Consider the following 23,695-nt stretch of genomic DNA (forward strand, 5'->3'; position numbering starts at 1 on the left):
TTATGAGCAAAGGCGTAGCCATAACCGGAATGGGTATTATTTCTGCAATTGGCAACAATGTAGCAGAAAACTATGATGCGCTCATAAACGAAAGAAAAGGCATCACGCGCGTTGATAATGTGAAAACCATTCAGCGGGATGAAATTATGGTTGGGGAAGTGAAATTCACTAATGATGAATTGATTGCCCAACTCAATCTTCCGCCAGAAAATAATTATTCGCGTACCGCAATGCTTGGTGTAATTGCCGCAAAAGAAGCCATTGCCAATGCAGGAATCACCGACATCAAAAAATACAAAACGGGCATCATTTCCGGCACCAGCGTGGGCGGGATGGATATGACTGAGAAGTATTATTACGAATACCTTACCGAAAAAGAACCACAAAAATACATTGAAAGCCACCACGCGGGCGATTCCACACAGAAAATCGCGGAGCAGTTGGGGATTGAACAAAGTTTGGTAACTACAATCAGTACCGCGTGTTCTTCAGCGGCCAATGCTATTATGCTGGGCGCACGCTTGATAAAATCCAGAAAATTGGATCGGGTTGTGGTCGGCGGCGCAGATTGTCTTTCGAAATTTACCATCAACGGTTTTAAGACCTTGATGATTTTAAGCGATACTTTTAATACGCCTTTCGATGAAAATCGAAAAGGTTTGAACTTGGGTGAAGCCGCAGCTTTTTTGGTTTTGGAAAGTGATGAAATTGTAAAAGCCGAAAACAAAAAAGTGTTAGCCTACGTAAAAGGCTACGGCAATGCCAACGATGCCTTTCATCAAACCGCATCTTCAGATAATGGCGACGGTGCGACTTTAGCGATGGAAAAAGCTTTGAGAGTTGCCGATTTAAAAGCTTCGGAAATAGATTACATCAACGCCCACGGAACAGCCACGGGAAATAATGACCTTTCGGAAGGGCGTGCGATACTTAGAATTTTTGGGGAAGAAATGCCTGAATTCAGTTCCACCAAAGCATTTACAGGTCATACTTTAGCCGCGGCTGGAGCAATTGAGGCAGTTTATTCTGTTTTGGCACTTCAAAATAATATCATCTTTCCAAACCTGAATTTTAAAACCCCGATGAAGGAATTTTCAATGATTCCACAAACGGAATTAAAGAAAAAGGAATTGAACACGGTACTTTCAAATTCGCTTGGTTTTGGAGGGAATTGTTCCACAGTCATATTTTCAAAAGAAGCGTAATGAAGAAAGTTTATATAAATAGCATCGCTTCTATTTCACCCCAAAAGACCTATGATAATAGTAGGTTTTTAGATGAAATTATCAATTACAACGATACCGTAATTTTCGCCCAAGACCCAGATTACAAACAATACATTCCGCCAGCCGCTGCCCGCCGAATGGCAAAAGGTATAAAAATGGGCGTAGTTGCTTCCAAAATTGCGATGGACGAAGCAGGAATTGAGACCGTGGACGCTATCATTACCGGAACGGGAATGGGCTGTATGATCGATTCCGAAAAATTTGTGAGCGCCATAATTGACAACAACGAGCAATATTTAACGCCAACCTCTTTCATTCAAAGCACACACAACACCGTTGCAGGGCAGATTGCACTAGGGATGGAATGCAAAGCTTATAATTTCACTTATGTGCATTCCGCAATTTCGGTTGAATCTGCGCTGCTGGACGCGAAAATGCAGCTTGAAAATGATGAAGCCGAACATATTTTGGTTGGCGGCGTGGAAGAATTGGGCGAGCATACCACAAAAGTGCATCGCGCAATCAATCACATAAAACCTGAGGCGGTAACAATTTCGGGAGTTTTAGATTCAAAAACCGAAGGCGCTGTTTTCAGTGAAGGTGCCAATTTTTTTGTGGTTTCAAATGAAAAGACAAAAAGCTGTTACGCCGAATTGGTTGCAGTAGAAACTTTTAACACGCTTCAAAAAGAGAAGGTTTCAGAAGCAATTGAAAATTTTTTAAAAGAAAATAATTTGAAGATCGACGACATTGATTTGGTTGTTTTTGGGAACAACGGCGATGTAGATTTTGATGGATATTACAACAAACTTTCCGAAGGAATTTTCAGCAAAACCCAACAGGTTTTTTACAAACATTTGGTGGGCGAAAACAACACTGTTTCGGCTTTTGGGGTTTGGTTGGCTTCAAAAATATTGAAAACCCAGGCTGTTCCCGAAATCGTAAAACTCAACGAAATCAATACTTCCGAATTTAAAACGGTTTTGTGCTACAACCAATACCGCGGCCAAAATCACAGCCTTGTATTATTGAGAAAATGTTGAGGTTTTACACCATAAACGCCTTGGCTTTGGTAGTTTTTTTTGGACTACTGTTGGGAGGTTTTTTTGGCTATGTTCCAGCTTGGCTTTATGTGCTTTTTGTATTTATTTGGTTTTTGATTACCGCAATAGGTTCGTTTCAGATTAAACTGAACTATCATTTGCAATCTCTAAATCACAATTACAAAACTTCGGAAAATCATATTTCCATCACTTTTGACGATGGGCCAAACCTAGAATTCACGCCAAAAGTTTTATCACTTCTGAAAAAACATGACGCAAAAGCCACATTTTTTTTAATTGGAAAAAATGCTGAAAAGCATCCAGAAATAGTCCGTCAAATTCTTGAAGAAGGCCATACCATTGGCAACCACTCGTATTCGCATTCTAAAAATTTTGGATTTTTTTCTTCGGAAAAAGTTATTGCCGAGTTGAATAAAACTAATTCAGTTCTAAAGGAAATCATTGGCAAGGAACTGAAACTTTTTCGTCCACCTTTCGGCGTAACCAATCCGAACATTAAAAAAGGATTGAAGAATACGGGACATTATTCAATCGGGTGGAGCAAACGCAGCTTTGACACTACAAATATTTCCGAAGAAAAAATTATAAAGCGTATCACTTCCAACTTAAAAAAGGGCGATATCATTCTACTTCACGACAGCAGTACAAAAACCGTTGCCGTATTGGAACAGTTATTGTTAACTTTGCAATCGCACAAATTGCAGTCGGTTCCGGTGGATCGCTTGCTTGAAATTGAAGCCTATGCGTAATTATTTTCTATTATTATTTTTTATTGCTTTTAGCAGTACGATTCAGGCGCAGGATGTTACGATGAATGCTTCGGAAATTGCAGCTTTTAAGGAAAAAGTAATTGCTTCGGCAAAAGCCACCCAAACTATAAAAACCGATTTTGTGCAATACAAACACCTCGATTTTTTGGCCGATGACGTAAAAACATCTGGAAAAATGGTTTTTAAAGCGCCCGGATTAGTGAAGTGGGAATATACAAATCCATACCAATACAGCGTGATTTTTAAGGAAGACCAACTGCTCATCAACGACGGTGGAACCAAAAGCAAGGTGGATATTGGCAACAGCAAACTTTTTAAAAAACTCAATCAGCTTATCGTAAATAGCGTAAAAGGAAATATGTTCAACGATTCTGATTTTACGGTTTCATTCTATAAATCTTCAAAATACAACAAGGCGGTTTTTATTCCAAAGGATAAGAAAATAGCGAGTTACATCGCTTCATTCGAATTGCTTTTTAACAAAAATGACGCTCAGGTTTTCGAAGTGAAAATGGTAGAGCCATCACAGGATTTTACCCGAATTATTTTCAGCAATCGCACGTTAAACACTACTATTAATGATTCGGTTTTTAGCAATTAGCCTTTTGGCTACGGTAGTTTTAACTTCCTGCTCGCTAAAGACTACGGAGGGTCTTCGCCAGGTTCCGTTCACAAAAATTGAGGTGGAAAATCCGTATTTTTCCAATGCTGAAATAGATTATGTTTACAAAGCAAAAATTGAAGTTTACGGAAAGAATTTTGGTGGAATTTTAATCATTAAAAAGATTGCGGCTAAAAGTCATCGCGTGGTTTTTACAACTGAATTCGGCAGTAAACTGTTTGATTTTCAGTTTGAAGACGATACTTTTACGAAGAATTTTATAGTTGAAGAATTGGACAAAAAATTCATTATCAACATTTTAAAAGATGATTTTAAATTGTTGGTTAACGAAAAGGCGAAAATTTTAGAAGTTTATGAATCTGAAAATCAACGAATTTATAAAACTCATAATGATGAAAGATTCAACTTTTACTTTATAAATGCAGGAACAGGACAACTTCAAAAAATTGTAAATACTTCAAAAACGAAGGAAAAAATGGAGATTGATTTTACTTCTTCCGACGGAAAAATTGCAGATACAATCGCTATAAAACACAACAATATCAAGCTAACTATAGATTTGGAAAAATTTAAAAAAGAATAATATGCTCATCGAAGGATTATATAAAATTATTGCAACCGAAAACACTTCCGAAGGAATTCTGTCAAAGGTTCATTTAAACAAGGATCACGCTATTTTTAAAGGCCACTTTCCCGGAAACCCAGTGATGCCGGGCGTTTGTATGATTCAGATTATAAAGGAGCTGACCGAGGAAGCAACCGGAAAAAATTTGTTTTTGACAGTTTCTTCAAACATAAAATTTATGGCGATTATCAATCCCGAGAAAAACCCTGATTTGCAACTCGCCATTGATATTGCTCAGGAAAACGGAGAAGTGAAAGTGAAAAACACAACTTCTTTTGAAGACACGGTAGCGTTGAAGCTCAGTGCGACTTTTAAAGTTATTGACTGATGAAATATTTAATAATTATAGTTTTTTTAATTTCTGCAGCTGGAACTGCCCAAGACTTGAACGGAATCCGGTCAGCTTACCCAAAAGCTGTGGAAAGTGCAGAAATTACTGCTCAATTTGACGGGGAACTTGCAAAAGTAAATTCCTCAAATAAGCCAGTTTTGCTTGCATACAAAGGGGCTGTTTCCACATTGAAAGCAAAATTTGCCAAATCAAGAAGTGATAAAAAAGAGTTTTTTAAAGAAGGCGTTTCTTTGATTGAAAGCGCCGTCAAGGCTAATCCTTCAAATGTTGAAATCCGTTACATTCGCATGAGCGTGCAGGAAAATTCGCCCAGATTTTTGGGGTATCATAAAAACATTGATGAAGACAAAGAATTTATTTTAAAGAATTTAAAAGCTATTTCTTCCACGGAGTTGAAAGAATTGGTTAAGGATTTTGTTTTAAAATCTGAGAATTTTTCAAAAACTGAAAAAGCTGGATTTTGATTTTTTCTTTTTCTTAAACAAAAGGGATTCTTTAATTCTATTTTAATCCTAAAACTTATATTTGCTCTGCACCCTCTGCGACTCTGCGGTTAATAATCCACCACAGAGGCACAGAGTTCACAGAGAAGAGATTTCTAAATGAACCAAAAACTACTTTCAGAAAAATTCAAAATCCTGAAATGTTGCGTAATTATTCCAACTTACAATAATTACAAAACACTGCAACAGGTCATTGAAGACGTTTTGGTTTATACGGAAGATGTGATTGTGGTGAACGATGGTTCCACAGACTCCACTTCGGAAATATTGATTCAATTTCCACAAATCCAGCAAATCCATCTTTCACAAAACAAGGGAAAAGGCAACGCGCTACGCCAAGGGTTTAAACAAGCCGACAGTTTGGGTTATCGCTTTGCAATAACCATCGATAGCGACGGACAGCATTTTCCGGAAGATATTCCTGCGTTTATTGAAGCTTTGGAAAAGGAAGAAAACAAAGAAGTACTGTTTATCGGTTCAAGAAATATGACCCAGCACGGCGTGCCGAAAAAAAGCAGTTTTGGAAACAAATTCTCCAACTTTTGGTTTTGGGTGGAAACAGGCACACGCTTGCAGGACACACAATCCGGCTTTAGATTGTATCCGCTTTTTGCGATGAAAAAACTGAAATTCTACACCAAAAAATTTGAGTTCGAAATTGAAGCAATCGTTAAAGCAGCCTGGAGTGGTATTGAAGTGAAAAACATCCCAATCCGAATCCATTATGAGCTGGAAGATCGGGTTTCTCACTTCCGTCCTTTTAAAGATTTTACGCGAATCAGTATTTTAAATACTTGGTTCGTACTTGTTACCTTTTTCTACATAAAACCTCGAAATCTTTTCAGAAAACTAAAAAAAAAAGGGCTTAAAAGGTTTGTAATGGAAGACCTTCTGGGCAATGACGATTCTGCTGAAAAGAAAGCATTTTCAATCGCTTTGGGTGTTTTTATCGGGCTATCGCCGCTTTGGGGTTTTCATACGGTAACCGTTATATTTTTAGCATTGCTTTTAAATTTGAATAAAGTGATTGCTTTTGCTTTTTCCAATGTGAGCCTACCGCCATTTATTCCTTTTATACTTTATTTCAGTTTAAAATTGGGCAGTTGGCTTTTGGGAGAAAGTTTTGTGCTTTCCATGAGTGAAATTGATCCAAGTATTGAGTTGGTGAAATATTTAAAATCCTATATTGTTGGCAGTTTAGTGCTTTCGGTCACCGCGGCAGTTAGTTGCGGTATCGTGAGTTACGTTTTCTTAATGTTGTTTGAACGGAAAAAGATTCTCGACAATGGGTAACTGGTTTTTTAAAGCATATCAATTTTTATTAAAAAATAAAATAGCAAGCGCCTTTGTCTTGCTATTAGTGCTTTTTGGACTCACTTTTTTGGTTTCAAAAATTCGTTTTGAAGAAGATATTTCAAAATTGATTCCAATAAATAGCGAAAATCAAGATCTTCAAAAAGTACTGAAAACCGTCAATTTCACAGACAAAATTATTGTTACTATCCATAAAAATGATTCCACAGAAATTGACGAACTTACCCAATACGCCACGGAATTTATTGACAATTTGCAAGCGCAATCTTCACAGTACATCAAAAGCATTCGTGGGAAGGTAAATGACGACGATTTGTTGCGGACAATGGGTTTTGTTTATGAAAATTTGCCGTTATTTTTAGACAAAGAGGATTACAAAACCATAGCTGGAAAACTTCAAAATGACAGTATTTTTGCCATTACTGAAGCGAATTACCGAACATTGATATCTCCATCAGGCATTGTTTCAAAAGACATGATTTTAAAAGATCCATTGGGACTTTCCTTTATTGCTTTAAAGAAACTGCGGCAACTAGGCGTTACAGACGATTTTTTTTTGAAAGACGGCTTTTTGGTAAGTAAAGACGAAAAAAACATTTTACTTTTTATAACCCCAAAATTTTCCAGTAGCGAAACTGCTGAAAATGCCAAGTTTGCAGACCAACTTTATTCGCTTCAAAATAATTTAAACCAGAAATATTCCGGAAAGGTTAGCAGTGAATATTTCGGTGCAGCACTTATAGCCGTTGCCAATGCCCAACAAATAAAAAAGGATATTCAATTTACGGTAGGAATTGCAATGTCGCTGCTAATTTTAGTTTTCATCTTTTTCTATCGAAAACTTTACGTGCCCGTAATTCTCTTTGTTCCAACAATTTTTGGAGGTTTAATGGCCGTGGCATTATTGTATTTGATTCGTGGAGAAATTTCAGCAATTTCTTTGGGAATAGGTTCTGTTTTATTGGGCGTAACGCTGGATTATTCGCTTCATATTTTAACGCATATCCGAAACAACGAAACAACGGAAAGTCTTTATAAAGACGTGACCGAGCCTATTTTGATGAGCAGTTTGACTACTGCTTTGGCGTTTCTGTGTTTGCTTTTTTTAGATTCACAGGCCTTACAGGATTTGGGCATTTTTGCAGCGGTTAGCGTTTTGGGAGCCTCGGTTTTTGCACTTTTCTTTATTCCGTTGGTTTATAAAAATCCGCTTTCACGGAAACAGCAAGTCAATGTTTTGGATAAGGTTGCTGACTATCCTTTTCATAAAAACAAATGGCTTTTAATTGGATTAGGATTGGTTTTGATCGTTAGCATTTTTACGTATCACAAAGTAGAATTCAACAAAGATATTTCCAAACTGAATTACGAACCTGCGGAAATAAAGGCCGCGATGCAGCATTTGGATGAACTGACCGATATTTCTTCAAAATCGGTTTATCTGGCAACCTACGGAAAATCTGTAGAAGGTACTTTGCAATTGAACGATTCCATCCACGAAACTTTGGAATTGTTGAAAGAGGAAGGGAAAATAAGCAGCTTTAGTTCCATTGGAGCCTTGGTTCACTCGCAAAGAGACCAACGTAAAAAAATAGCGGAATGGCAACACTTTTGGAACGTAACTCGAAAAGATAGTTTGGAAAATAACTTGATAGAAAGTGGCGAAGTATTAGGCTTTAAACCAACAACGTTCAATAGGTTTTATGATTTTTTGGATGAAAATTTTGAAACACTGAAACCCGAGGATTATCAGCAAATTCCATCGGTTCTTTTAGAAGATTACATCACCACCGAAGCAGATTTCACAACAATTACAACGCTTATAAAACTTGATGATGAAAATGCTTCCGAAATTAAAAGTGCTTTCAAAGAGATTCCGAACACCATCGTCATTGACCGCCAAGAAATGAACGAGACCTTTTTGGGGAATTTGAAAAACGATTTCAACAGTCTTATTGGGTATTGTTTGCTCGCTGTGCTTTTTATACTTTTTCTTTTCTTCCGAAGTTTTTCGCTCACTGTAGTTACAGCTGTTCCCATATTTATCACCTGGTTTTTAACCTTAGGGATTATGGGGTTTTTCCATATTCAGTTTAACATTTTCAACATCATTATTTCCACATTTATCTTTGGTTTGGGTATTGATTACAGCATTTTTATGACCAAAGGTTTGCTAAAGGAATTGCGAACCGGTGAAAAGGTAATGGCCACGCACAAAACCTCGATTATGCTTTCGGTTTTGACAACTATTTTGGGTGTTGGGGTTTTGATTTTTGCGAAACATCCAGCGCTTTATTCCATCTCCATCGTTTCAATCATTGGAATTTTTTCGGCAATGTTTACCGCTTTTACAGTCCAGCCTCTGCTTTTTAAACTTTTTATCGGAAGCTCAAAAAAACGGCCAATCACACCGCGAATGTTTGTGCATTCCCTCTTTTCCTTTGGGTATTTCGGACTGGGCGGAATTTGTTTATCACTTTACAGCGTCACTTTGATGCCGCTGCTTCCCATTAGCAAAAAAATAAAAATGGGATGGTTTCACAAAGTGATTTCAAAATTTATGAAATCTGTGCTTTACACCAATCCGTTTGTGAAGAAAAAAGTAATCAATGAAACGGGTGAAGATTTTTCAAAACCCGCCGTAATTATTGCAAACCACACTTCATTCCTCGATATTTTGGCCGTGGGAATGTTGCATCCAAAAATATGTTTTTTGGTGAACGATTGGGTTTATAATTCGCCCGTTTTTGGGAAAGCTGTGCAGCGTGCAGATTTTTATCCGGTTTCCAGCGGCATCGAAAACAGTTTGGAACCACTTAAAAAGAAAATAAAACAAGGCTATTCACTGATGGCTTTTCCCGAGGGAACCCGAAGCGAAAGCAATAAAATTAAACGTTTTCACAAAGGCGCATTTTATTTGGCGAACGAATTCAATCTGGATATTCTCCCGGTTTTAATCCACGGAAACAGTGAAGTTAATCCGAAAGGAAGTTTCATCATAAAAGACGGAAGTATTACGGTTGAAATTTTGCCGCGAATTAATGCAGATGACACTTCCTTTGGAGAAAATCATACGCAGCAAGCAAAACAAATTGGTGCATATTTTAAAAGTGAATTTTTAAAATTACGCGAAAAGATGGAAGGCCCAAAATATTTCCACAGAATTGTTTTGGAAGAATACCGCTATAAAGGAGATGCGCTATACCGAACGGTGAAAAAGGATTTAAAGGAAAATGCAGAGAGCTATTTTGAAACTCTCCGTCAAGTAAATAAAACAGGGAGTATTGCCCACATTTCGGAAGATTCCGGGCAACTCGATTTCCTATTGGCGCTCGATGGTCCTGACCGTAAGATTTTCAGTTTTATTGAAGATTCCGAAACGCGAACGATACTTCAAAACAGTTATATCACTCAAAAATACGGAAGGCTTCATTTTACCGATTCTGTTTCTGAAACATTACTTTCAAACGTTGAAACCTTGATTATCTCTTCAGAAAAGATGGCTTCGGAAATCATTTCACAATTGCCAAACCTTTCAATTAAAACAATTGTTTTATTAAAAGAATGTGTTTCTTCGCAAACCGAAAATATTAGTACCTTAGGCTATCAAAACGTGTACGGGAATACTAATATTAGTATCTTTAAACCATCGGGAAACACAGCAAAATGAGTGAAAAATATGATGTAGTTATCATCGGTAGTGGCCTTGGCGGGCTGGTTTCGGCGATTATTCTCGCGAGGGAAGGCTACAGCGTTTGCGTGCTTGAAAAAAATCAACAGTTTGGCGGCAACCTCCAAACTTTTGTCCGCGATAAAACCATTTTTGACACTGGCGTCCACTACATTGGTGGCCTTTCCGAAGGTCAAAATCTGTACAGATATTTCAAGTATTTGGATATTTTGGATGACATCACCCTCAAAAAAATGGACGAGGATGGTTTTGACAGAATAACTTTTGACAACGACCCCAAAGAATACAGGCACGCACAGGGTTATGATAATTTCAAAAGAATTTTACTTGAGGAATTTCCCGAAGAGGAAAAAGCGATTGATGCTTATTGCCAAAAAATGCTCGATACCTGTAGTTTCTTTCCGCTATATGGTTTAAAACTTGGAAAACCTTATTACGAAAATACAGCGCTTTTTGAAGTAAAAGCGAAGGAATTTATAGATTCCATAACCGAAAACGAAAAACTTCGCGCCGTTTTGGGGGGCAGTAATTTGCTCTATGCAGGAGAAGGTGAGCGTACGCCATTCTATATGCATGCACTTTCAGTGAATTCATATATTGAAAGCTCCTATCGCTGTATAAACGGTGGCAGCCAAATTACGAAAGCCTTGCTTGCGCGTTTTCGCGAAAAGGGAGGAAAAGCATACAAACGTCACGAAGTAACGAAATTTGAAACAGAAAACGGAGTGGTAACTGCCGTGCAAACTGCAAATGGAAAAACCATTTACGGTGATATATTCATTTCCAACGTTGATCCAAAAATGACGCTTGATATGATTGGTCAAAATCATTTCAGAAAATCATATACCAGCCGCATCGAAAACATTGAAAGTACAGTTGCTGCTTTCAGTCTGTACTTGGTTTTAAAACCAAATTGTTTTAAGTATATGAACCATAATTATTATCATTTCAAGGATTATAAATCCATTTGGGATGTTCATAATTATACACAGGAATCTTGGCCCGAAGCCTATATGATTTCTATGGGAATCAAAAAAGATAAGGAGGAATATGGCGATAACATTACGGTGATGACCTATATGCACTTTGATGAGGTAAAACCTTGGGCAAACACTTTCAACACTGCCGCCCAAAAAAATGATCGTGGACAGACGTATGAAGAATTCAAAGCCTACAAATCTGAAATAATCATTAAGGAGTTGGAGAAAAAATTCCCCAATCTTCGCGATTGTATAGAGGCCGTTTATTCATCCACGCCTTTGTCTTACCGTGATTATATTGGCTGTAACAAAGGTTCAATGTATGGTTATGTGAAAGACGCCAACAACCCTTTAAAATCCTTTGTTTCGCCGCGGACCAAAATTAAAAACCTATATTTTACGGGGCAGAGTTTAAATATGCACGGCATTTTGGGCGTTACCATTAGTGGCGTGGTTACGTGTTCGGAAATTTTGGGAGGTGAATATTTACTGAACAAAATATTGGAAACCACAGAAAAGGAAGAAATTACTTAACATTTTTCGGAAATGGGACATATCAAAACAACACCGATTGAAAGAGTCCGGAATATTTCAAAAGAGGATTTCATTAAAAATTATTACAAACCCCAAAAACCTGTTTTGATTGAGGGCTTGACTGAAAACTGGGCAGCTTTTCAGAAATGGAATTTGGATTACATCCAGCAACACGCGGGCGACCAAATAGTGCCACTTTACAACAACGAGCCCACCAAAGGCAAACAAAATTCCGCAGAACCGGCTACAGATATGAAAATGGCGGACTATATTGAATTGATAAAAACCAAACCAACCGACTTGCGCATTTTCTTTTATGATTTAAAAGTGAAGCTCCCCGAACTGCTGAAAGATTTTGAATATCCTGATATTGGCTTAAAATTCTTCAAACGTCTTCCCGTACTTTTCTTCGGAGGCGAGGGTTCCAAAGTACTGCCACACTACGATATGGATTTGGCAGATTTGGTGCATTTTCACTTTCAGGGTACGAAAAGCGTAACGCTGTTTTCACCCAAACAAACAAAATATCTGTATAAAATTCCTTTTGCCGTACACAATTTGGAAACCATAGATTTGGACAATCCCGACTTTGAAAAATATCCCGCGCTGCAATATTTGGAAGGCCTGCACGCAACCATGAAACACGGCGATGCGCTCTATATGCCCAGCGGGTATTGGCATTACATAAAATATCTGGACGGCGGTTTCTCGATGACGCTCCGGGCGTTTCCACGGCATTTGGGGCGTTTTGGAAATATGCTTTACAACGTTTTCATAATGCGACATTTTGAAAACATTATGCGAAAATCCTTTGGGCAGAAATGGATTGATTATAAAGAAAATCAAACACTTTCAAAAACCAATAGTCGTGCAGCGAAGCTGAAAAAACAAGCCAGTTAAGATGAAATATTTGGAAAAATTATTCGCGCTTGCGTTTTTGATTATTTTTCTGAATTCATGCGGGGTTTCAAAATCTATCCATAATAGGCCTGATGTAAGTGGTTACGATGCAATAATTCCCGAAAAAGTAAAAATCAACGATTCCACTTTTGTTGTGGGAAACAATTTTCTTTTAAAGAATAAACAAGGCCAATGGGAGCTTTATGTGGAAGGAAACCCGTTGCAAATTGGCAAAATTACTGGAAGCCTCACGCAGGATTTGATGCAGAAACAGGAAGCTATTTTTTTCAATAAAGTGGAAGATTTGGTGCCTTCAAAAACACAGCAATATTTGCTTCGGAAATTTTTGGCGTGGTACAATCGCAAAATGTATCTACACATCCCCGAGGAATACAAAGCTGAAATTTATGGGCTTTCGCAGTTTTCGTCTTCAAATTTCAGTGAGATTGGCGAGCCTTATTTGCGGTTGCTCTATCTGCACGGCGCCCACGATATTGGCCACGCTCTGCAGGATTTGATGCTCGTGGGCTGTTCGTCTTTTGCCGTTTGGGGCGATAAAACCGTAGATGGCGAATTGCTCATTGGCAGAAATTTCGACTTTTACGCAGGCGACGATTTTGCGAAGGAAAAAATAATTGCTTTCGTAAACCCTTCCGAAGGCTATAAATTTATGTCGGTTACTTGGGGCGGAATGATTGGCGTGGTTTCCGGGATGAACGACCAAGGATTGACGGTAACGATAAACGCTGGAAAATCTGAAATTCCGCTGGTTGCGAAAACCCCCATTTCCATAGTAACTCGAGAGATTTTGCAATATGCCTCAAACATTGATGAAGCAATTGCCATTGCAAAAAAGCGCGAAGTTTTTGTTTCCGAAGCTATTTTTGTGGGCAGTGCAAAAGATAAGAAAGCCGCGATAATTGAAGTGGCACCGGATAATTTCGGCGTTTATGAAGTTGAAAATACAGATGAACTTATTTGCAGCAACCATTTTCAAAGTGAAGCCTATAAAAACGATGAACGAAATATAGAATGGATTGCTGAAAGTCACTCCATGTATCGTTTTGAAAGGATGGAAGAATTGATTTCAGAAGACGAAAAACTGAATGTTGATGATGCCGTTGCCATTCTTCGGAACAAAAAAGGATTGGACGACAAAGAAATTGGTTTTGGCAATGAAAAAGCATTAAACCAACTTTTGGCGCACCACGGCATAGTTTTCAAACCTGAAAGCAGAAAGGTTTGGGTTTCCTCAAATCCATATCAGTTGGGAGAGTTTGTGGAATATGATTTAAATGAAATTTTTAAGAATAGAGAAGGAAATCCTGCCACGAAAAGCATTTCAAATGCAATGGAAAATATTTCAGAAGATCCATTTGTTTATTCAAAAGCGTATAAAGATTACGAAGAATATCGAATTTTGGAGCGGGAAGTGGAAGCGGCAATTGAAAACAAGAAAACTATTTCAGCAGAAAAACTTTCTGAATTGCAACAAAAAAACCCTGAATATTGGAAAGCCTATTATTTAACTGGAAAATATTACTTTGAAAAAAATTATGATGCTGCCGCGAAAATTGCTTTTGAAACAGCTTTAAATAAAGAAATTACAACGGTTCCGGATAAAGAAAAGATAGAACATTATTTAAAGAAATTAGGACAATGATTCCAGAAATAGAGAAAGCTTCAACAGCAGAAATTAAAACATTTCAAGAAGAAAAATTGAAAGAGACTCTTCAATATTTGGATGAAAATTCTCCTTTCTATAAACGCTTTTTCAAAGAGAATAACATTCAGATTTCAGAAATAAAAACGTTGGAAGATATTCAGAAGATTCCAGTTACAACAAAAGATCATCTTCAGCAATTCAACAATGATTTTATATGTGTCCCAAAATCTGAAATCATAGATTATGTAACTACTTCGGGAACTTTGGGCGATCCAGTAACTTTTGCATTGACCGATAATGATTTGGAGCGTTTGGCGTATAATGAAGCAATTTCCTTTGCGTGTTGCGGGATTGGCAAAGAAGATACTTTACAGTTAATGACGACAATGGACCGCCGTTTTATGGCGGGATTGGCGTATTTTTTGGGCGCTCGAAAATTGGGTTCGGGAATTATTCGCGTTGGTTCAGGGATTCCAGAATTGCAGTGGGATTCTATTTTGAAGTTTAAACCAACCTATTTAATTACCGTTCCGTCTTTTCTCTTAAAGTTAATTGAATATGCCCAACAGCACGAAATAGATTTAAAAAAGACGGGCGTAAAAGCTGCAATCTGCATTGGAGAACCGATTCGCGAGCAGGATTTTTCACTTAATATTTTGGCGAAAAAGATAAAAAAGGATTGGGATATTGAACTGTTTTCAACCTATGCTTCCACCGAAATGAGTACGGCTTTCAACGAATGTGAAATTCACAACGGTGGCCACCATCACCCAGAACTTATAATCGCTGAAATTCTGGATGACAATAATATGCCTGTTGCAAAGGGAGAAGTGGGCGAACTAACCATAACAACTTTAGGTGTTGAAGCAATGCCATTGTTGCGTTTTAAAACAGGCGACATGGTTCAATCTTATGGCGAATCTTGTAAATGTGGAAGAAATACACTGCGTTTGGGCCCAGTTGTGGGTCGCAAAAAGCAGATGATAAAATATAAAGGCACAACTCTGTATCCGCCAGCGATGTATAATATTTTGAACGATTTTTCAACGATTGAAAGTTACGTCATCGAGATTTTCCACAATGAATTGGGAACTGATGAGATATTGATAAAGATTGCTTCTGAAAACATTTCCGAGGAATTATTGTTAGAAATAAAAGACCATTTCCGCGCAAAACTTCGTGTAGCGCCAAAAATTGAATTTGCAACTTCTGAAGAAATTGAATCCCTTCGCTTTCCGCCATTAAGCAGAAAGCCTGTCGACTTGATAGATCGCAGGCTTTAGCTAAAAGTATATTTTATGCTTAAATTTTAAAGGTAATCACAGGCATATTGGCGTGGTTCACCATATCCTCACTAATACTGCCATTGAAGAAATGTGAAATTCCCTTGCGACCGTGAGTGCCCATGCCAATTAACTGGGCGTTGGTGTGTTTGGCAAAATTGAGAATCCCCTTTTCCACGGAAGTGTCGTTGTAAATATTTAAGGTATAGTTTTCAACGCCCATTCCCCTAACAAAGTTTTCCATAATTATTTGGGCTTGAGCTGAGGTTTTAAAATCTGCGGGTGTGTTTACAAACAGTAAATGCATTTTTGCGCCCAGCTTTTTGGCAAATTTTTGGGCTTTGTCCAATACTCCTCGGCCTTCTTCGGAAAAATCGGTCGCAAAAACGAAATCCGTTACATTAAATTGTTCATGATTATTTTTAATTACGAGCACCGGTGTTTTGGAAGTCCTGACCACTTTTTCAGTATTGCTTCCCACAAACATTTCCTTAAACCCACTAGCGCCGTTGGAGCCCATTACAATTAAATCGATTTTATTTTTTTTGCAGGCCTCCTCAATATCTTCATAAATTTCATTGTGGCCAATGGCTTCATTTAAGGTAGTTCCATCTAAATATGTGTTTTTTCTTAGGTCTTTAAAGCGCTTTTCAGCAAGTTTTATAAAAAATAAACTCTCGGGAAGACTTCCTTTATCGCCAGAAGTGGCAAGGTGGAGCGGCATCTCCATAGAGTGGAGCACATAAATTTCACTATTGTGTTTTTTTGAAAGCTTTACAGCTACTTTTAGTGCATTTTCTGCTTGTTCGGAAAAATCTGTAGGGACGAGGATTCGTTTCATATTAACGGTTGTTTATTGTTTTTTTGCAGCATTAAAGTACAAAAATAAATCGTTTGCGCTTGGTTTTTATAATATTAAAAAATATAGTATATTTGCACCGAATTTGATACGAAATTATCTGAGGGGACTAAAGTCCCCTCTTTTTATAGCTTAAAATGATGCGTGAAAAAGTAGCAGAACTGCTGGAAAATGCGCTGGAAGAAAACAAATCACTGTTTTTGATCGACCTAAATATTTCTGAAGACAACCAAATAAGGGTCATCCTGGACGGCGATAAAGGCGTTACGGTAGAAGATTGTATTGCGGTTAGCCGTGCAATTGAACACAATTTGGACCGTGAGGAATATGATTTTTCTTTGGAAGTGATGTCAGCCGGCGTTTCGGAACCGTTGACATTGCCAAGGCAGTACAAAAAAAATATTGGCAGAAACCTAAAGTTGAAAATTAAAAACGACGAAAAAATTGAAGGAGAATTAATCTCCGCGAACGAAGAAAACTGTACCTTAACATGGTCTGCGCGCGAGCCCAAACCTGTTGGAAAGGGAAAAGTTACAGTTCAAAAAGAGGCAACCGTGCCCTATAAAGATATTATGGAAGCAAAAGTGATGATAACATTTTAATTGGATTGATATGGAAAATTTAGCACTGATCGATTCTTTTTCAGAATTTAAAGACGATAAACAAATAGACAGAGTAACGCTAATGGCGATACTTGAGGACGTTTTTAGAAACGCATTGAAGAAAAAATACGGAAGCGATGACAACTTTGATATTATTGTGAACCCAGACAAGGGCGATCTTGAAATATGGAGAAACCGTATAGTTGTTGCTGATGGTGAAGTGGAAGACCCGAACGAGGAAATTTCATTAAGTGCCGCTCAAAAAATTGAACCCGATTTTGAAATAGGTGAAGACGTTTCGGAAGAAGTGAAGTTGATTGACCTTGGTCGCCGTTCCATTTTGGCGCTTCGTCAAAATCTTATTTCAAAAATACACGAGCACGACAATACCATTATTTACAAGCAGTTTAAAGATCTTGAAGGTGAAATTTACACTGCCGAAGTTCACCATATTCGTCACCGCGCGGTTATTCTTTTGGACGATGAAGGAAACGAAATAATTCTTCCGAAGGAAAAGCAAATTCCTTCAGATTTTTTCAGAAAAGGAGACAACGTTCGTGGCATTATTGAAAGTGTTGATTTAAAAGGAAACAAACCAACAATCATCATGAGCCGCGCAAACCCGGTTTTCCTTGAAAAATTGTTTGAACAGGAAATACCAGAAGTTTTTGACGGTTTGATTACAGTTAAAAAAGTAGTGCGTATTCCAGGTGAAAAAGCAAAGGTTGCTGTAGATTCTTATGATGACCGAATTGACCCAGTAGGTGCTTGTGTGGGAATGAAAGGATCTCGAATTCACGGAATTGTTCGTGAACTTGGCAATGAAAATATAGACGTAATTAATTACACAAGCAATCTTACCTTATATATTACGAGAGCACTTAGCCCTGCAAAAGTTACATCGGTAAAAATTGACGAAGCAAAAAAACGCGCTGAGGTTATTCTTCGCCCAGAGGAAGTGAGCAAGGCAATTGGCCGTGGCGGGCACAACATTCGCCTTGCGGGACAATTGACGGGTTATGAAATTGATGTGCTTCGCGAAGGTGCAGAAGAAGATGTGGAATTGACAGAATTCTCTGATGAAATAGAAGGCTGGATTATCCAAGAATTCCATAAAATCGGTTTAGATACCGCTAAAAGCGTGCTTGAGCACGACATCAACGATTTGGTTAAACGAACCGATTTGGAGGAAGAGACCATCCGCGATGTAATAAATATATTAAAAGAAGAATTTGAAGAGTAGTTGAAAGTTTAACTACTTTTATACAAATTTTTTAAAAAGACAAAACAGGAAAAAGCATTTATGGCTGAAGTAAAAACAAAAAGACTAAGTCAGGTATTACGTGAGTTCAACATCTCGTTGGATCGTGCCGTGGAATTTTTGAGTTCCAAAGGGTTCGATGTGGACGCAAGTCCGAATACCAAAATAACGGGCGATGAATACGAAGTCCTTTTTGAAGAGTTTGAAACCGACAAAAGTAAGAAAGTAGCTTCCAAAGAAGTAGGCGAAGAAAAGCGCAAAGAGAAAGAAGAATTCCGTATTGAGCGCGAGCGCGAGCTTGAAGAAAAGCATAAAAAAGAAGAGGCTTCCAAAGTTATAAGAGCTGGGGCCAAACTGGACGGTCCAAAACAGGTTGGTAAAATTGACCTTGATGCCGGAAAAACCAAAAAAGAGGAACCGAAAGTTGAAGAAAAGCCTGCGGAGCCTAAAGTGGTTAAAGAAGTCAAGAAAGAAGAAAAAGTAGAAAAACCTGAAGTTGTGGCTGAACAGCCTAAAGCTGAAAAGGCAGAAGAAAAAACTGTTGCTCCCGCTAAAGAAGAGAAGGTTGAGAAACCTGCTGAAAAGGTTAAGGAAGTTGAAGTTGCAAAAGAGGAAGTTAAGGAAGAAACTCCAAAAGAATCAGACACGGTTACAACCCAATATCGTAAACTGGATGGTCCAAACTTTACAGGTCAAAAAATAGATCTTACCCAATTCAAAAAACCTGAAAAGAAGAAGGATCCCAAGGCTGATGATAAAAAAGGAGATAAAAAAGGCAAAAGACGCCGTATAAGCAAAGAGACTCCAAAACCAGGTTCCGGCGGTGGTGGAAACAATTTCAATAAAGATAACAATCGCGGGCCTGCAAGAAAAGGACGCAGCAATACTCCAAAAGAAGAGCCAAGCGAGGAAGAAGTGCAAAAGCAAGTGCGCGAAACTCTTGAAAAACTTCAAGGAAAATCTTCTAAAGGAAAAGGCGCGAAATACCGTCGCGAAAAACGTGATACGCACCGTCAAAAATCTGAGGACGAACTAGCACAGCAAGAAGCGGACAGCAAACTTATAAAAGTTACTGAATTTGTTACCGCCAGTGAAATGGCAACTATGATGGACGTACCCGTTACCAAAATTATCTCTGCTTGTATGAGTTTGGGAATGATGGTAACGATGAACCAACGTCTTGATGCTGAAACCTTGAGTATCGTTGCTGAAGAATTTGGATATGAAGTAGAATTTGTAACTGCCGATATTGAAGAGTCAATCGATCAAAGGATTGATGCAGCAGAAGATCTTGAACCACGAGCGCCAATTGTTACCGTAATGGGTCACGTTGACCACGGTAAAACTTCACTTTTGGATTACATCCGTAAAGAAAACGTTATAGCCGGTGAATCTGGTGGAATCACCCAGCACATTGGGGCTTACGGGGTAGAATTGGATGGCGGACAAAAAATAGCATTCCTTGATACTCCTGGTCACGAAGCGTTTACCGCAATGCGTGCACGTGGAGCACAGGTTACCGACCTTGCAATCATTGTAGTTGCAGCGGATGATGATATTATGCCACAAACCAAGGAAGCCATCAGCCATGCGCAAGCGGCAGGTGTTCCAATAGTTTTCGCAATAAATAAAATAGATAAGCCAAACGCAAATCCTGAAAAAATCAAAGAAGGTCTTGCTCAAATGAACCTTTTGGTTGAAGATTGGGGCGGTAAAATACAATCGCACGATATTTCAGCAAAAACAGGAGATGGCGTAAAAGAATTGCTTGAAAAAGTATTGCTTGAGGCCGAATTACTTGAGTTGACTGCAAATCCAAATCGTCAAGCAAATGGTACCGTGGTGGAAGCATTTCTAGACAAAGGTCGTGGTTATGTTTCAACAGTTTTAGTGCAAGGCGGAACTCTAAAAGTGGGCGATTACGTTCTTGCTGGCCAGCACAGCGGAAAGGTAAAAGCAATGCAGGATGAGCGTGGTAATAATGTGAAAGAAGCAGGTCCATCAACTCCAGTTTCTGTTCTTGGTTTGGACGGTGCGCCACAAGCAGGTGATAAATTCAACGTGTTTGATGACGAACGTGAGGCAAAAGCAATTGCCACAAAACGTACACAGCTTCAGCGTGAGCAATCTGTGAGAACACAGCGCCACATTACGCTTGATGAAATTGGAAGGCGTATAGCTCTTGGCGATTTCAAAGAATTGAACATTATCCTTAAAGGTGACGTGGATGGTTCTGTGGAAGCATTGACAGATTCTTTCCAAAAACTTTCTACCGAAGAAATTCAGGTAAATATCATCCACAAAGCGGTTGGTCCAATTACCGAAAGTGATGTATTGTTGGCTTCGGCTTCCGATGCAATTATTATTGGTTTTAACGTTCGTCCGATGGGCAACGCGCGCCAAATAGCTGATAAGGAAGAAATAGACATCCGTACTTATTCCATCATTTACGACGCTATCAACGACGTGAAAGATGCAATGGAAGGAATGCTTTCTCCAGAAATGAAGGAAGAAATTACCGGTACGGCAGAAATTCGGGAAACTTTCAAAATTTCGAAAGTGGGAACTATTGCAGGATGTATGGTATTGACCGGAAAAATATTCCGAAACTCTGGCATCCGCTTGATTCGCGAAGGTGTGGTTGTTTATACTGGAGAACTTGCTTCATTGAAACGATTTAAAGATGACGTGAAGGAAGTTGCAAAAGGATACGATTGTGGTATTCAGGTTAAAAACTACAATGACATCTATGAGAACGATATTATTGAAGCGTTCCAAGAAGTTGCAGTAAAGAAAAAGCTGAAATAATTAAACAATAAATTAAATTTATAAACGACTTGAAAAGCAATTTTCAGGTCGTTTTTTATTTCAAGCTTAAATGAAATTTTCATCAAATCTGTAACATCGGTTTTTTTTAAGTGTCTATTAAGAAAACTTTCCAAATGAACATTTCTTTAAAAACCATTTTTCTTTTTAGCTTTTTGTTTTGTGTTTATTCTATAAATGCCCAGAATACAGATAGCATTCCGAGAAAAAAAATTACAATTCCGCGCATAACTGAGGCTCCAAAAATTGACGGGATTTTAAATGATGCTGTTTGGCAAAATGCTCCAATAGCAACCGGTTTTGTGGAAAGACAGCCAAACAATGGCAAGCCAATTCCAGATAGTTTAAAGACAGATGTGAAAATTGTATATGACGATTTGGGAATCTACTTTGGCGCAACAATGAAAGACCCAGAGCCCGATAAAATTTTAAAGGAACTTACCGAGCGTGACGGCATTGGCAATGACGATTTTTTCTTTATTCTTCTGAATGGGTATAATGACAGACAGCAAAGTTTGCAATTTATAGTAACTGCGGCGGGGGTTCAATATGACGCCAAAATGACCAACGGCAATGAAGATAGTTCTTGGAATGGAATATGGTACAGTGCAATCCAAATCAATGACGATGGCTGGGTTGCGGAAATTTTTATTCCTTATTCGGAAGTGCGGTTTCCCAATAAAAATGTACAGGAATGGGGCTTGAATATGGAGCGCGAAATGCGACGGACCCGAACCCGTTATAGCTGGAGCCACGTAGATAATGCAAAGGGAGCTTTTTCAATTTATGATGGTGAGATTTACGGGATTGAAAACGTGCAATCGCCAACCAGGCTCTCATTCCAGCCTTATGTTTCAGTCTATGTTAATGATTACGACGGCAAGACCGAAACTATTTTCAACGGCGGAATGGACCTTAAATATGGAATAAACGACGCCTTCACGCTGGATATGATTTTGATACCGGATTTTGGCCAGTCAAAGTTTGATGCTGAAGTTTTGAATCTTTCCGCATTCGAAGTGCAATATGAAGAAAATCGTCCCTTTTTCACGGAAGGCACAGAGCTTTTCACTAAAGGAAACCTTTTTTATTCGCGACGCGTTGGTGGATATCCTTCTGGTTTTCCAATTCTTTCCGAAAATGAAGAGATTGAAAATTATCCTTCTTCCGTAGATTTAATAAATGCCTTCAAAATTTCCGGAAGAACCGATGGCAATCTGGGAATTGGTGTTTTTAACGCGATTACTGAAAGAACCTATGCCGAAATAAAAAATTCCGAAACCAACGAAACCAGAAAAGAATTGGTGGAGCCTTTGGCTAACTATAACATTTTGGTTTTGGATCAGCGTTTTGGGGATAATTCATCCGTTTCTTTCGTAAATACAAATGTTATTCGCGAAGGCGATTTTAGGGATGCAAACGCGACGGGATTATATATGGATCTTACCAATAAGAAAAACACCTTTAATTATTTTGCGAATGCCGAGGGAAGTTGGGTAAAGGACAACTCCGAAAAATTCGGAATGGAAGGAGGCGCAGGCATGGCAAAAATAAGCGGCAAGCACCGTGTTTCGGGTGAAATAAATTTTAGGACGAAGGATTATGATATTAATGATTTGGGCTATTCCAGTAATACAAATTATATTAATTATGCGGGCTATTACGGGTACCGGTATCTTCAACCCAAGGGATTTTTGAACAATCTTAATCTGAATTTCAATTTGAATTATTTCCGCAGGTTGGAGACTGATCTTTACAACAATTTTATTTTCAACTTCAACTCAAGTTTTACAACAAAGAAGTTTTTGGGCTTTGGAGGCGGATTCGAAATGACACCCTTTGGAAAAAATGATATTTATGAACCTCGGGTAGAAAACAGATATGTAAAGGTTCCTGATTATTATGATGTTTGGGGGTGGTTTTCAACTGACTATAGAAAAAAATTGGCGGCAGATGTCACTGTAGATTGGTATAAATATAACGAACAGGGCCGTGGAGAACTTCATCTACAATTTGGACCGAAATATCGGGTTTCAGACAAATGGAAATTATTTTTGAATACAAACGTAATTCTTTCAGACAAAGAAGAAGGCTTTGTAGATTTTGTAAACGATGATATAATTTTTGGAAAGCGAGATAGAAATACGGTAATAAATTCGTTGGAGTCACAATATATTTTCAACAATAAAATGGCGCTCAATTTAGCTTTCCGCCACTATTATTCCGAAGTGGAATACAGTAAATTCTTCTCTTTGCAAAATGACGGCGAGCTTTTTGAGAACCCATTTTATGATGAAGATAGAGATGCAACTTATAACAGTTGGAACATTGATCTGCGTTTTTCTTGGTGGTTTGCGCCTGGAAGCCAGCTTACCTTGCTTTATAGAAATGCCATGGAAAGCTATGTTGGCGATGCGCGGGTAAATTTTTCAAACAATTTCAACAATCTTTTTGATGAACCGCAGCTGAATAGTTTATCACTTAGGGTGAGCTACTATCTGGATTATAATCGTGTAAAGACTTGGTTTGGGCCAAAAAACAAAACCCAAACTGTGGGATTTGGGCCTCGTAATGAAAAAATGAGCAAATCAGGCTCTTCGATTAAGAATAGTTAAAT

The 23,695-nt window shown here is 38.3% G+C and carries 18 protein-coding genes; 17 read left to right on the forward strand and 1 reads right to left on the reverse strand.

Annotated features, from left to right (window positions below; all coding sequences use genetic code 11):
- Positions 1–2 precede the first annotated feature (2 nt).
- The 13 genes from A7A78_RS05540 (at position 3) to flxY (ending at position 15,530) form a co-directional block, all read left to right on the forward strand.
- Positions 3–1,205 (forward strand): beta-ketoacyl-[acyl-carrier-protein] synthase family protein, encoded by a 1,203-nt coding sequence (locus A7A78_RS05540; protein WP_068761451.1) that lies wholly within the window; start codon positions 3–5, stop codon positions 1,203–1,205.
- On the forward strand, positions 1,205–2,269 hold the full coding sequence (locus A7A78_RS05545) for a beta-ketoacyl synthase N-terminal-like domain-containing protein (RefSeq protein ID WP_068761452.1): 1,065 nt from the start codon (positions 1,205–1,207) through the stop codon (positions 2,267–2,269). Before A7A78_RS05540 ends, A7A78_RS05545 begins: the two co-directional genes overlap by 1 nt.
- On the forward strand, positions 2,263–3,039 hold the full coding sequence (locus A7A78_RS05550; RefSeq protein ID WP_068761453.1) for a polysaccharide deacetylase family protein: 777 nt from the start codon (positions 2,263–2,265) through the stop codon (positions 3,037–3,039). Before A7A78_RS05545 ends, A7A78_RS05550 begins: the two co-directional genes overlap by 7 nt.
- Positions 3,032–3,661 (forward strand): flexirubin biosynthesis/transport protein LolA2, encoded by a 630-nt coding sequence (gene lolA2 / locus A7A78_RS05555; RefSeq protein WP_068761454.1) that lies wholly within the window; start codon positions 3,032–3,034, stop codon positions 3,659–3,661. The genes A7A78_RS05550 and lolA2 overlap by 8 nt, the downstream gene beginning before the upstream one ends.
- Entirely contained in the window at positions 3,639–4,265 is a 627-nt protein-coding gene (gene lolB2, locus A7A78_RS05560; RefSeq protein WP_094746046.1) for a flexirubin biosynthesis protein LolB2, read from the forward strand. Before lolA2 ends, lolB2 begins: the two co-directional genes overlap by 23 nt.
- A 1-nt stretch (position 4,266) precedes the next feature.
- Positions 4,267–4,635 (forward strand): ApeI family dehydratase, encoded by a 369-nt coding sequence (locus A7A78_RS05565; RefSeq protein WP_068761455.1) that lies wholly within the window; start codon positions 4,267–4,269, stop codon positions 4,633–4,635.
- A complete protein-coding gene (locus tag A7A78_RS05570; protein WP_068761456.1) occupies positions 4,635–5,123 on the forward strand; it encodes a hypothetical protein in 489 nt (162 codons plus the stop codon). The genes A7A78_RS05565 and A7A78_RS05570 overlap by 1 nt, the downstream gene beginning before the upstream one ends.
- A gap of 138 nt (positions 5,124–5,261) precedes the next feature.
- On the forward strand, positions 5,262–6,455 hold the full coding sequence (locus A7A78_RS05575; protein WP_068761457.1) for a DUF2062 domain-containing protein: 1,194 nt from the start codon (positions 5,262–5,264) through the stop codon (positions 6,453–6,455).
- Positions 6,448–10,146: a 1-acyl-sn-glycerol-3-phosphate acyltransferase gene (locus tag A7A78_RS05580; RefSeq protein WP_068761458.1), complete on the forward strand. Its 3,699-nt coding sequence runs from the start codon at positions 6,448–6,450 to the stop codon at positions 10,144–10,146. Before A7A78_RS05575 ends, A7A78_RS05580 begins: the two co-directional genes overlap by 8 nt.
- On the forward strand, positions 10,143–11,681 hold the full coding sequence (locus A7A78_RS05585; protein ID WP_068761459.1) for a phytoene desaturase family protein: 1,539 nt from the start codon (positions 10,143–10,145) through the stop codon (positions 11,679–11,681). The genes A7A78_RS05580 and A7A78_RS05585 overlap by 4 nt, the downstream gene beginning before the upstream one ends.
- Positions 11,682–11,693: 12 nt before the next feature.
- Positions 11,694–12,581: a cupin-like domain-containing protein gene (locus tag A7A78_RS05590; protein WP_068761460.1), complete on the forward strand. Its 888-nt coding sequence runs from the start codon at positions 11,694–11,696 to the stop codon at positions 12,579–12,581.
- 1 nt (position 12,582) lies between these two features.
- Entirely contained in the window at positions 12,583–14,244 is a 1,662-nt protein-coding gene (locus tag A7A78_RS05595) for a C45 family autoproteolytic acyltransferase/hydrolase (RefSeq protein ID WP_068761461.1), read from the forward strand.
- Positions 14,241–15,530 carry a flexirubin biosynthesis putative acyl-CoA ligase FlxY gene (flxY, locus tag A7A78_RS05600; protein ID WP_068761462.1) on the forward strand — a complete coding sequence of 430 codons (1,290 nt, stop codon included), beginning with the start codon at positions 14,241–14,243 and terminating at the stop codon, positions 15,528–15,530. Before A7A78_RS05595 ends, flxY begins: the two co-directional genes overlap by 4 nt.
- Positions 15,531–15,549: 19 nt before the next feature.
- Here the strand turns inward: flxY and A7A78_RS05605 are convergent, their stop codons facing one another.
- A complete protein-coding gene (locus A7A78_RS05605; protein ID WP_068761463.1) occupies positions 15,550–16,371 on the reverse strand; it encodes a universal stress protein in 822 nt (273 codons plus the stop codon).
- A 155-nt stretch (positions 16,372–16,526) separates the two neighbouring features.
- On the opposite strand from A7A78_RS05605, the gene rimP reads away from it, so the two are divergent.
- The 4 genes from rimP (at position 16,527) to A7A78_RS05625 (ending at position 23,693) form a co-directional block, all read left to right on the forward strand.
- A complete protein-coding gene (rimP, locus tag A7A78_RS05610; RefSeq protein WP_068761464.1) occupies positions 16,527–16,991 on the forward strand; it encodes a ribosome assembly cofactor RimP in 465 nt (154 codons plus the stop codon).
- A 10-nt stretch (positions 16,992–17,001) separates the two neighbouring features.
- Positions 17,002–18,234 carry a transcription termination factor NusA gene (nusA, locus tag A7A78_RS05615; protein ID WP_068761465.1) on the forward strand — a complete coding sequence of 411 codons (1,233 nt, stop codon included), beginning with the start codon at positions 17,002–17,004 and terminating at the stop codon, positions 18,232–18,234.
- A 60-nt stretch (positions 18,235–18,294) separates the two neighbouring features.
- Positions 18,295–21,060, forward strand: coding sequence for a translation initiation factor IF-2 (gene infB, locus A7A78_RS05620; protein WP_068761466.1), 2,766 nt, complete (start codon positions 18,295–18,297; stop codon positions 21,058–21,060).
- Positions 21,061–21,194: 134 nt separating this feature from the next.
- Positions 21,195–23,693, forward strand: a complete 2,499-nt coding sequence (locus A7A78_RS05625) for a DUF5916 domain-containing protein (protein ID WP_068761467.1) — start codon at positions 21,195–21,197, stop codon at positions 23,691–23,693.
- Positions 23,694–23,695: the final 2 nt, after the last annotated feature.

The sequence above is a fragment of the Aequorivita soesokkakensis genome, from assembly GCF_001641085.1.
Taxonomy (GTDB): Bacteria; Bacteroidota; Bacteroidia; order Flavobacteriales; family Flavobacteriaceae; genus Aequorivita; species Aequorivita soesokkakensis.

Bases quoted from the DNA above. Each gene is read 5' to 3' on its own strand.
- flxY (WP_068761462.1), top strand. From the start codon at position 14,241: ATGATTCCAGAAATAGAGAAAGCTTCAACAGCAGAAATTAAAACATTT.
- A7A78_RS05570 (WP_068761456.1), top strand. From the start codon at position 4,635: ATGAAATATTTAATAATTATAGTTTTTTTAATTTCTGCAGCTGGAACT.
- rimP (WP_068761464.1), top strand. From the start codon at position 16,527: ATGATGCGTGAAAAAGTAGCAGAACTGCTGGAAAATGCGCTGGAAGAA.
- A7A78_RS05585 (WP_068761459.1), top strand. From the start codon at position 10,143: ATGAGTGAAAAATATGATGTAGTTATCATCGGTAGTGGCCTTGGCGGG.
- nusA (WP_068761465.1), top strand. From the start codon at position 17,002: ATGGAAAATTTAGCACTGATCGATTCTTTTTCAGAATTTAAAGACGAT.
- lolB2 (WP_094746046.1), top strand. From the start codon at position 3,639: ATGATTCGGTTTTTAGCAATTAGCCTTTTGGCTACGGTAGTTTTAACT.
- A7A78_RS05575 (WP_068761457.1), top strand. From the start codon at position 5,262: ATGAACCAAAAACTACTTTCAGAAAAATTCAAAATCCTGAAATGTTGC.
- A7A78_RS05595 (WP_068761461.1), top strand. From the start codon at position 12,583: ATGAAATATTTGGAAAAATTATTCGCGCTTGCGTTTTTGATTATTTTT.
- A7A78_RS05605 (WP_068761463.1), bottom strand. From the start codon at position 16,371: ATGAAACGAATCCTCGTCCCTACAGATTTTTCCGAACAAGCAGAAAAT.
- A7A78_RS05540 (WP_068761451.1), top strand. From the start codon at position 3: ATGAGCAAAGGCGTAGCCATAACCGGAATGGGTATTATTTCTGCAATT.
- A7A78_RS05580 (WP_068761458.1), top strand. From the start codon at position 6,448: ATGGGTAACTGGTTTTTTAAAGCATATCAATTTTTATTAAAAAATAAA.
- A7A78_RS05545 (WP_068761452.1), top strand. From the start codon at position 1,205: ATGAAGAAAGTTTATATAAATAGCATCGCTTCTATTTCACCCCAAAAG.
- lolA2 (WP_068761454.1), top strand. From the start codon at position 3,032: ATGCGTAATTATTTTCTATTATTATTTTTTATTGCTTTTAGCAGTACG.
- A7A78_RS05550 (WP_068761453.1), top strand. From the start codon at position 2,263: ATGTTGAGGTTTTACACCATAAACGCCTTGGCTTTGGTAGTTTTTTTT.
- A7A78_RS05625 (WP_068761467.1), top strand. From the start codon at position 21,195: ATGAACATTTCTTTAAAAACCATTTTTCTTTTTAGCTTTTTGTTTTGT.
- infB (WP_068761466.1), top strand. From the start codon at position 18,295: ATGGCTGAAGTAAAAACAAAAAGACTAAGTCAGGTATTACGTGAGTTC.
- A7A78_RS05565 (WP_068761455.1), top strand. From the start codon at position 4,267: ATGCTCATCGAAGGATTATATAAAATTATTGCAACCGAAAACACTTCC.
- A7A78_RS05590 (WP_068761460.1), top strand. From the start codon at position 11,694: ATGGGACATATCAAAACAACACCGATTGAAAGAGTCCGGAATATTTCA.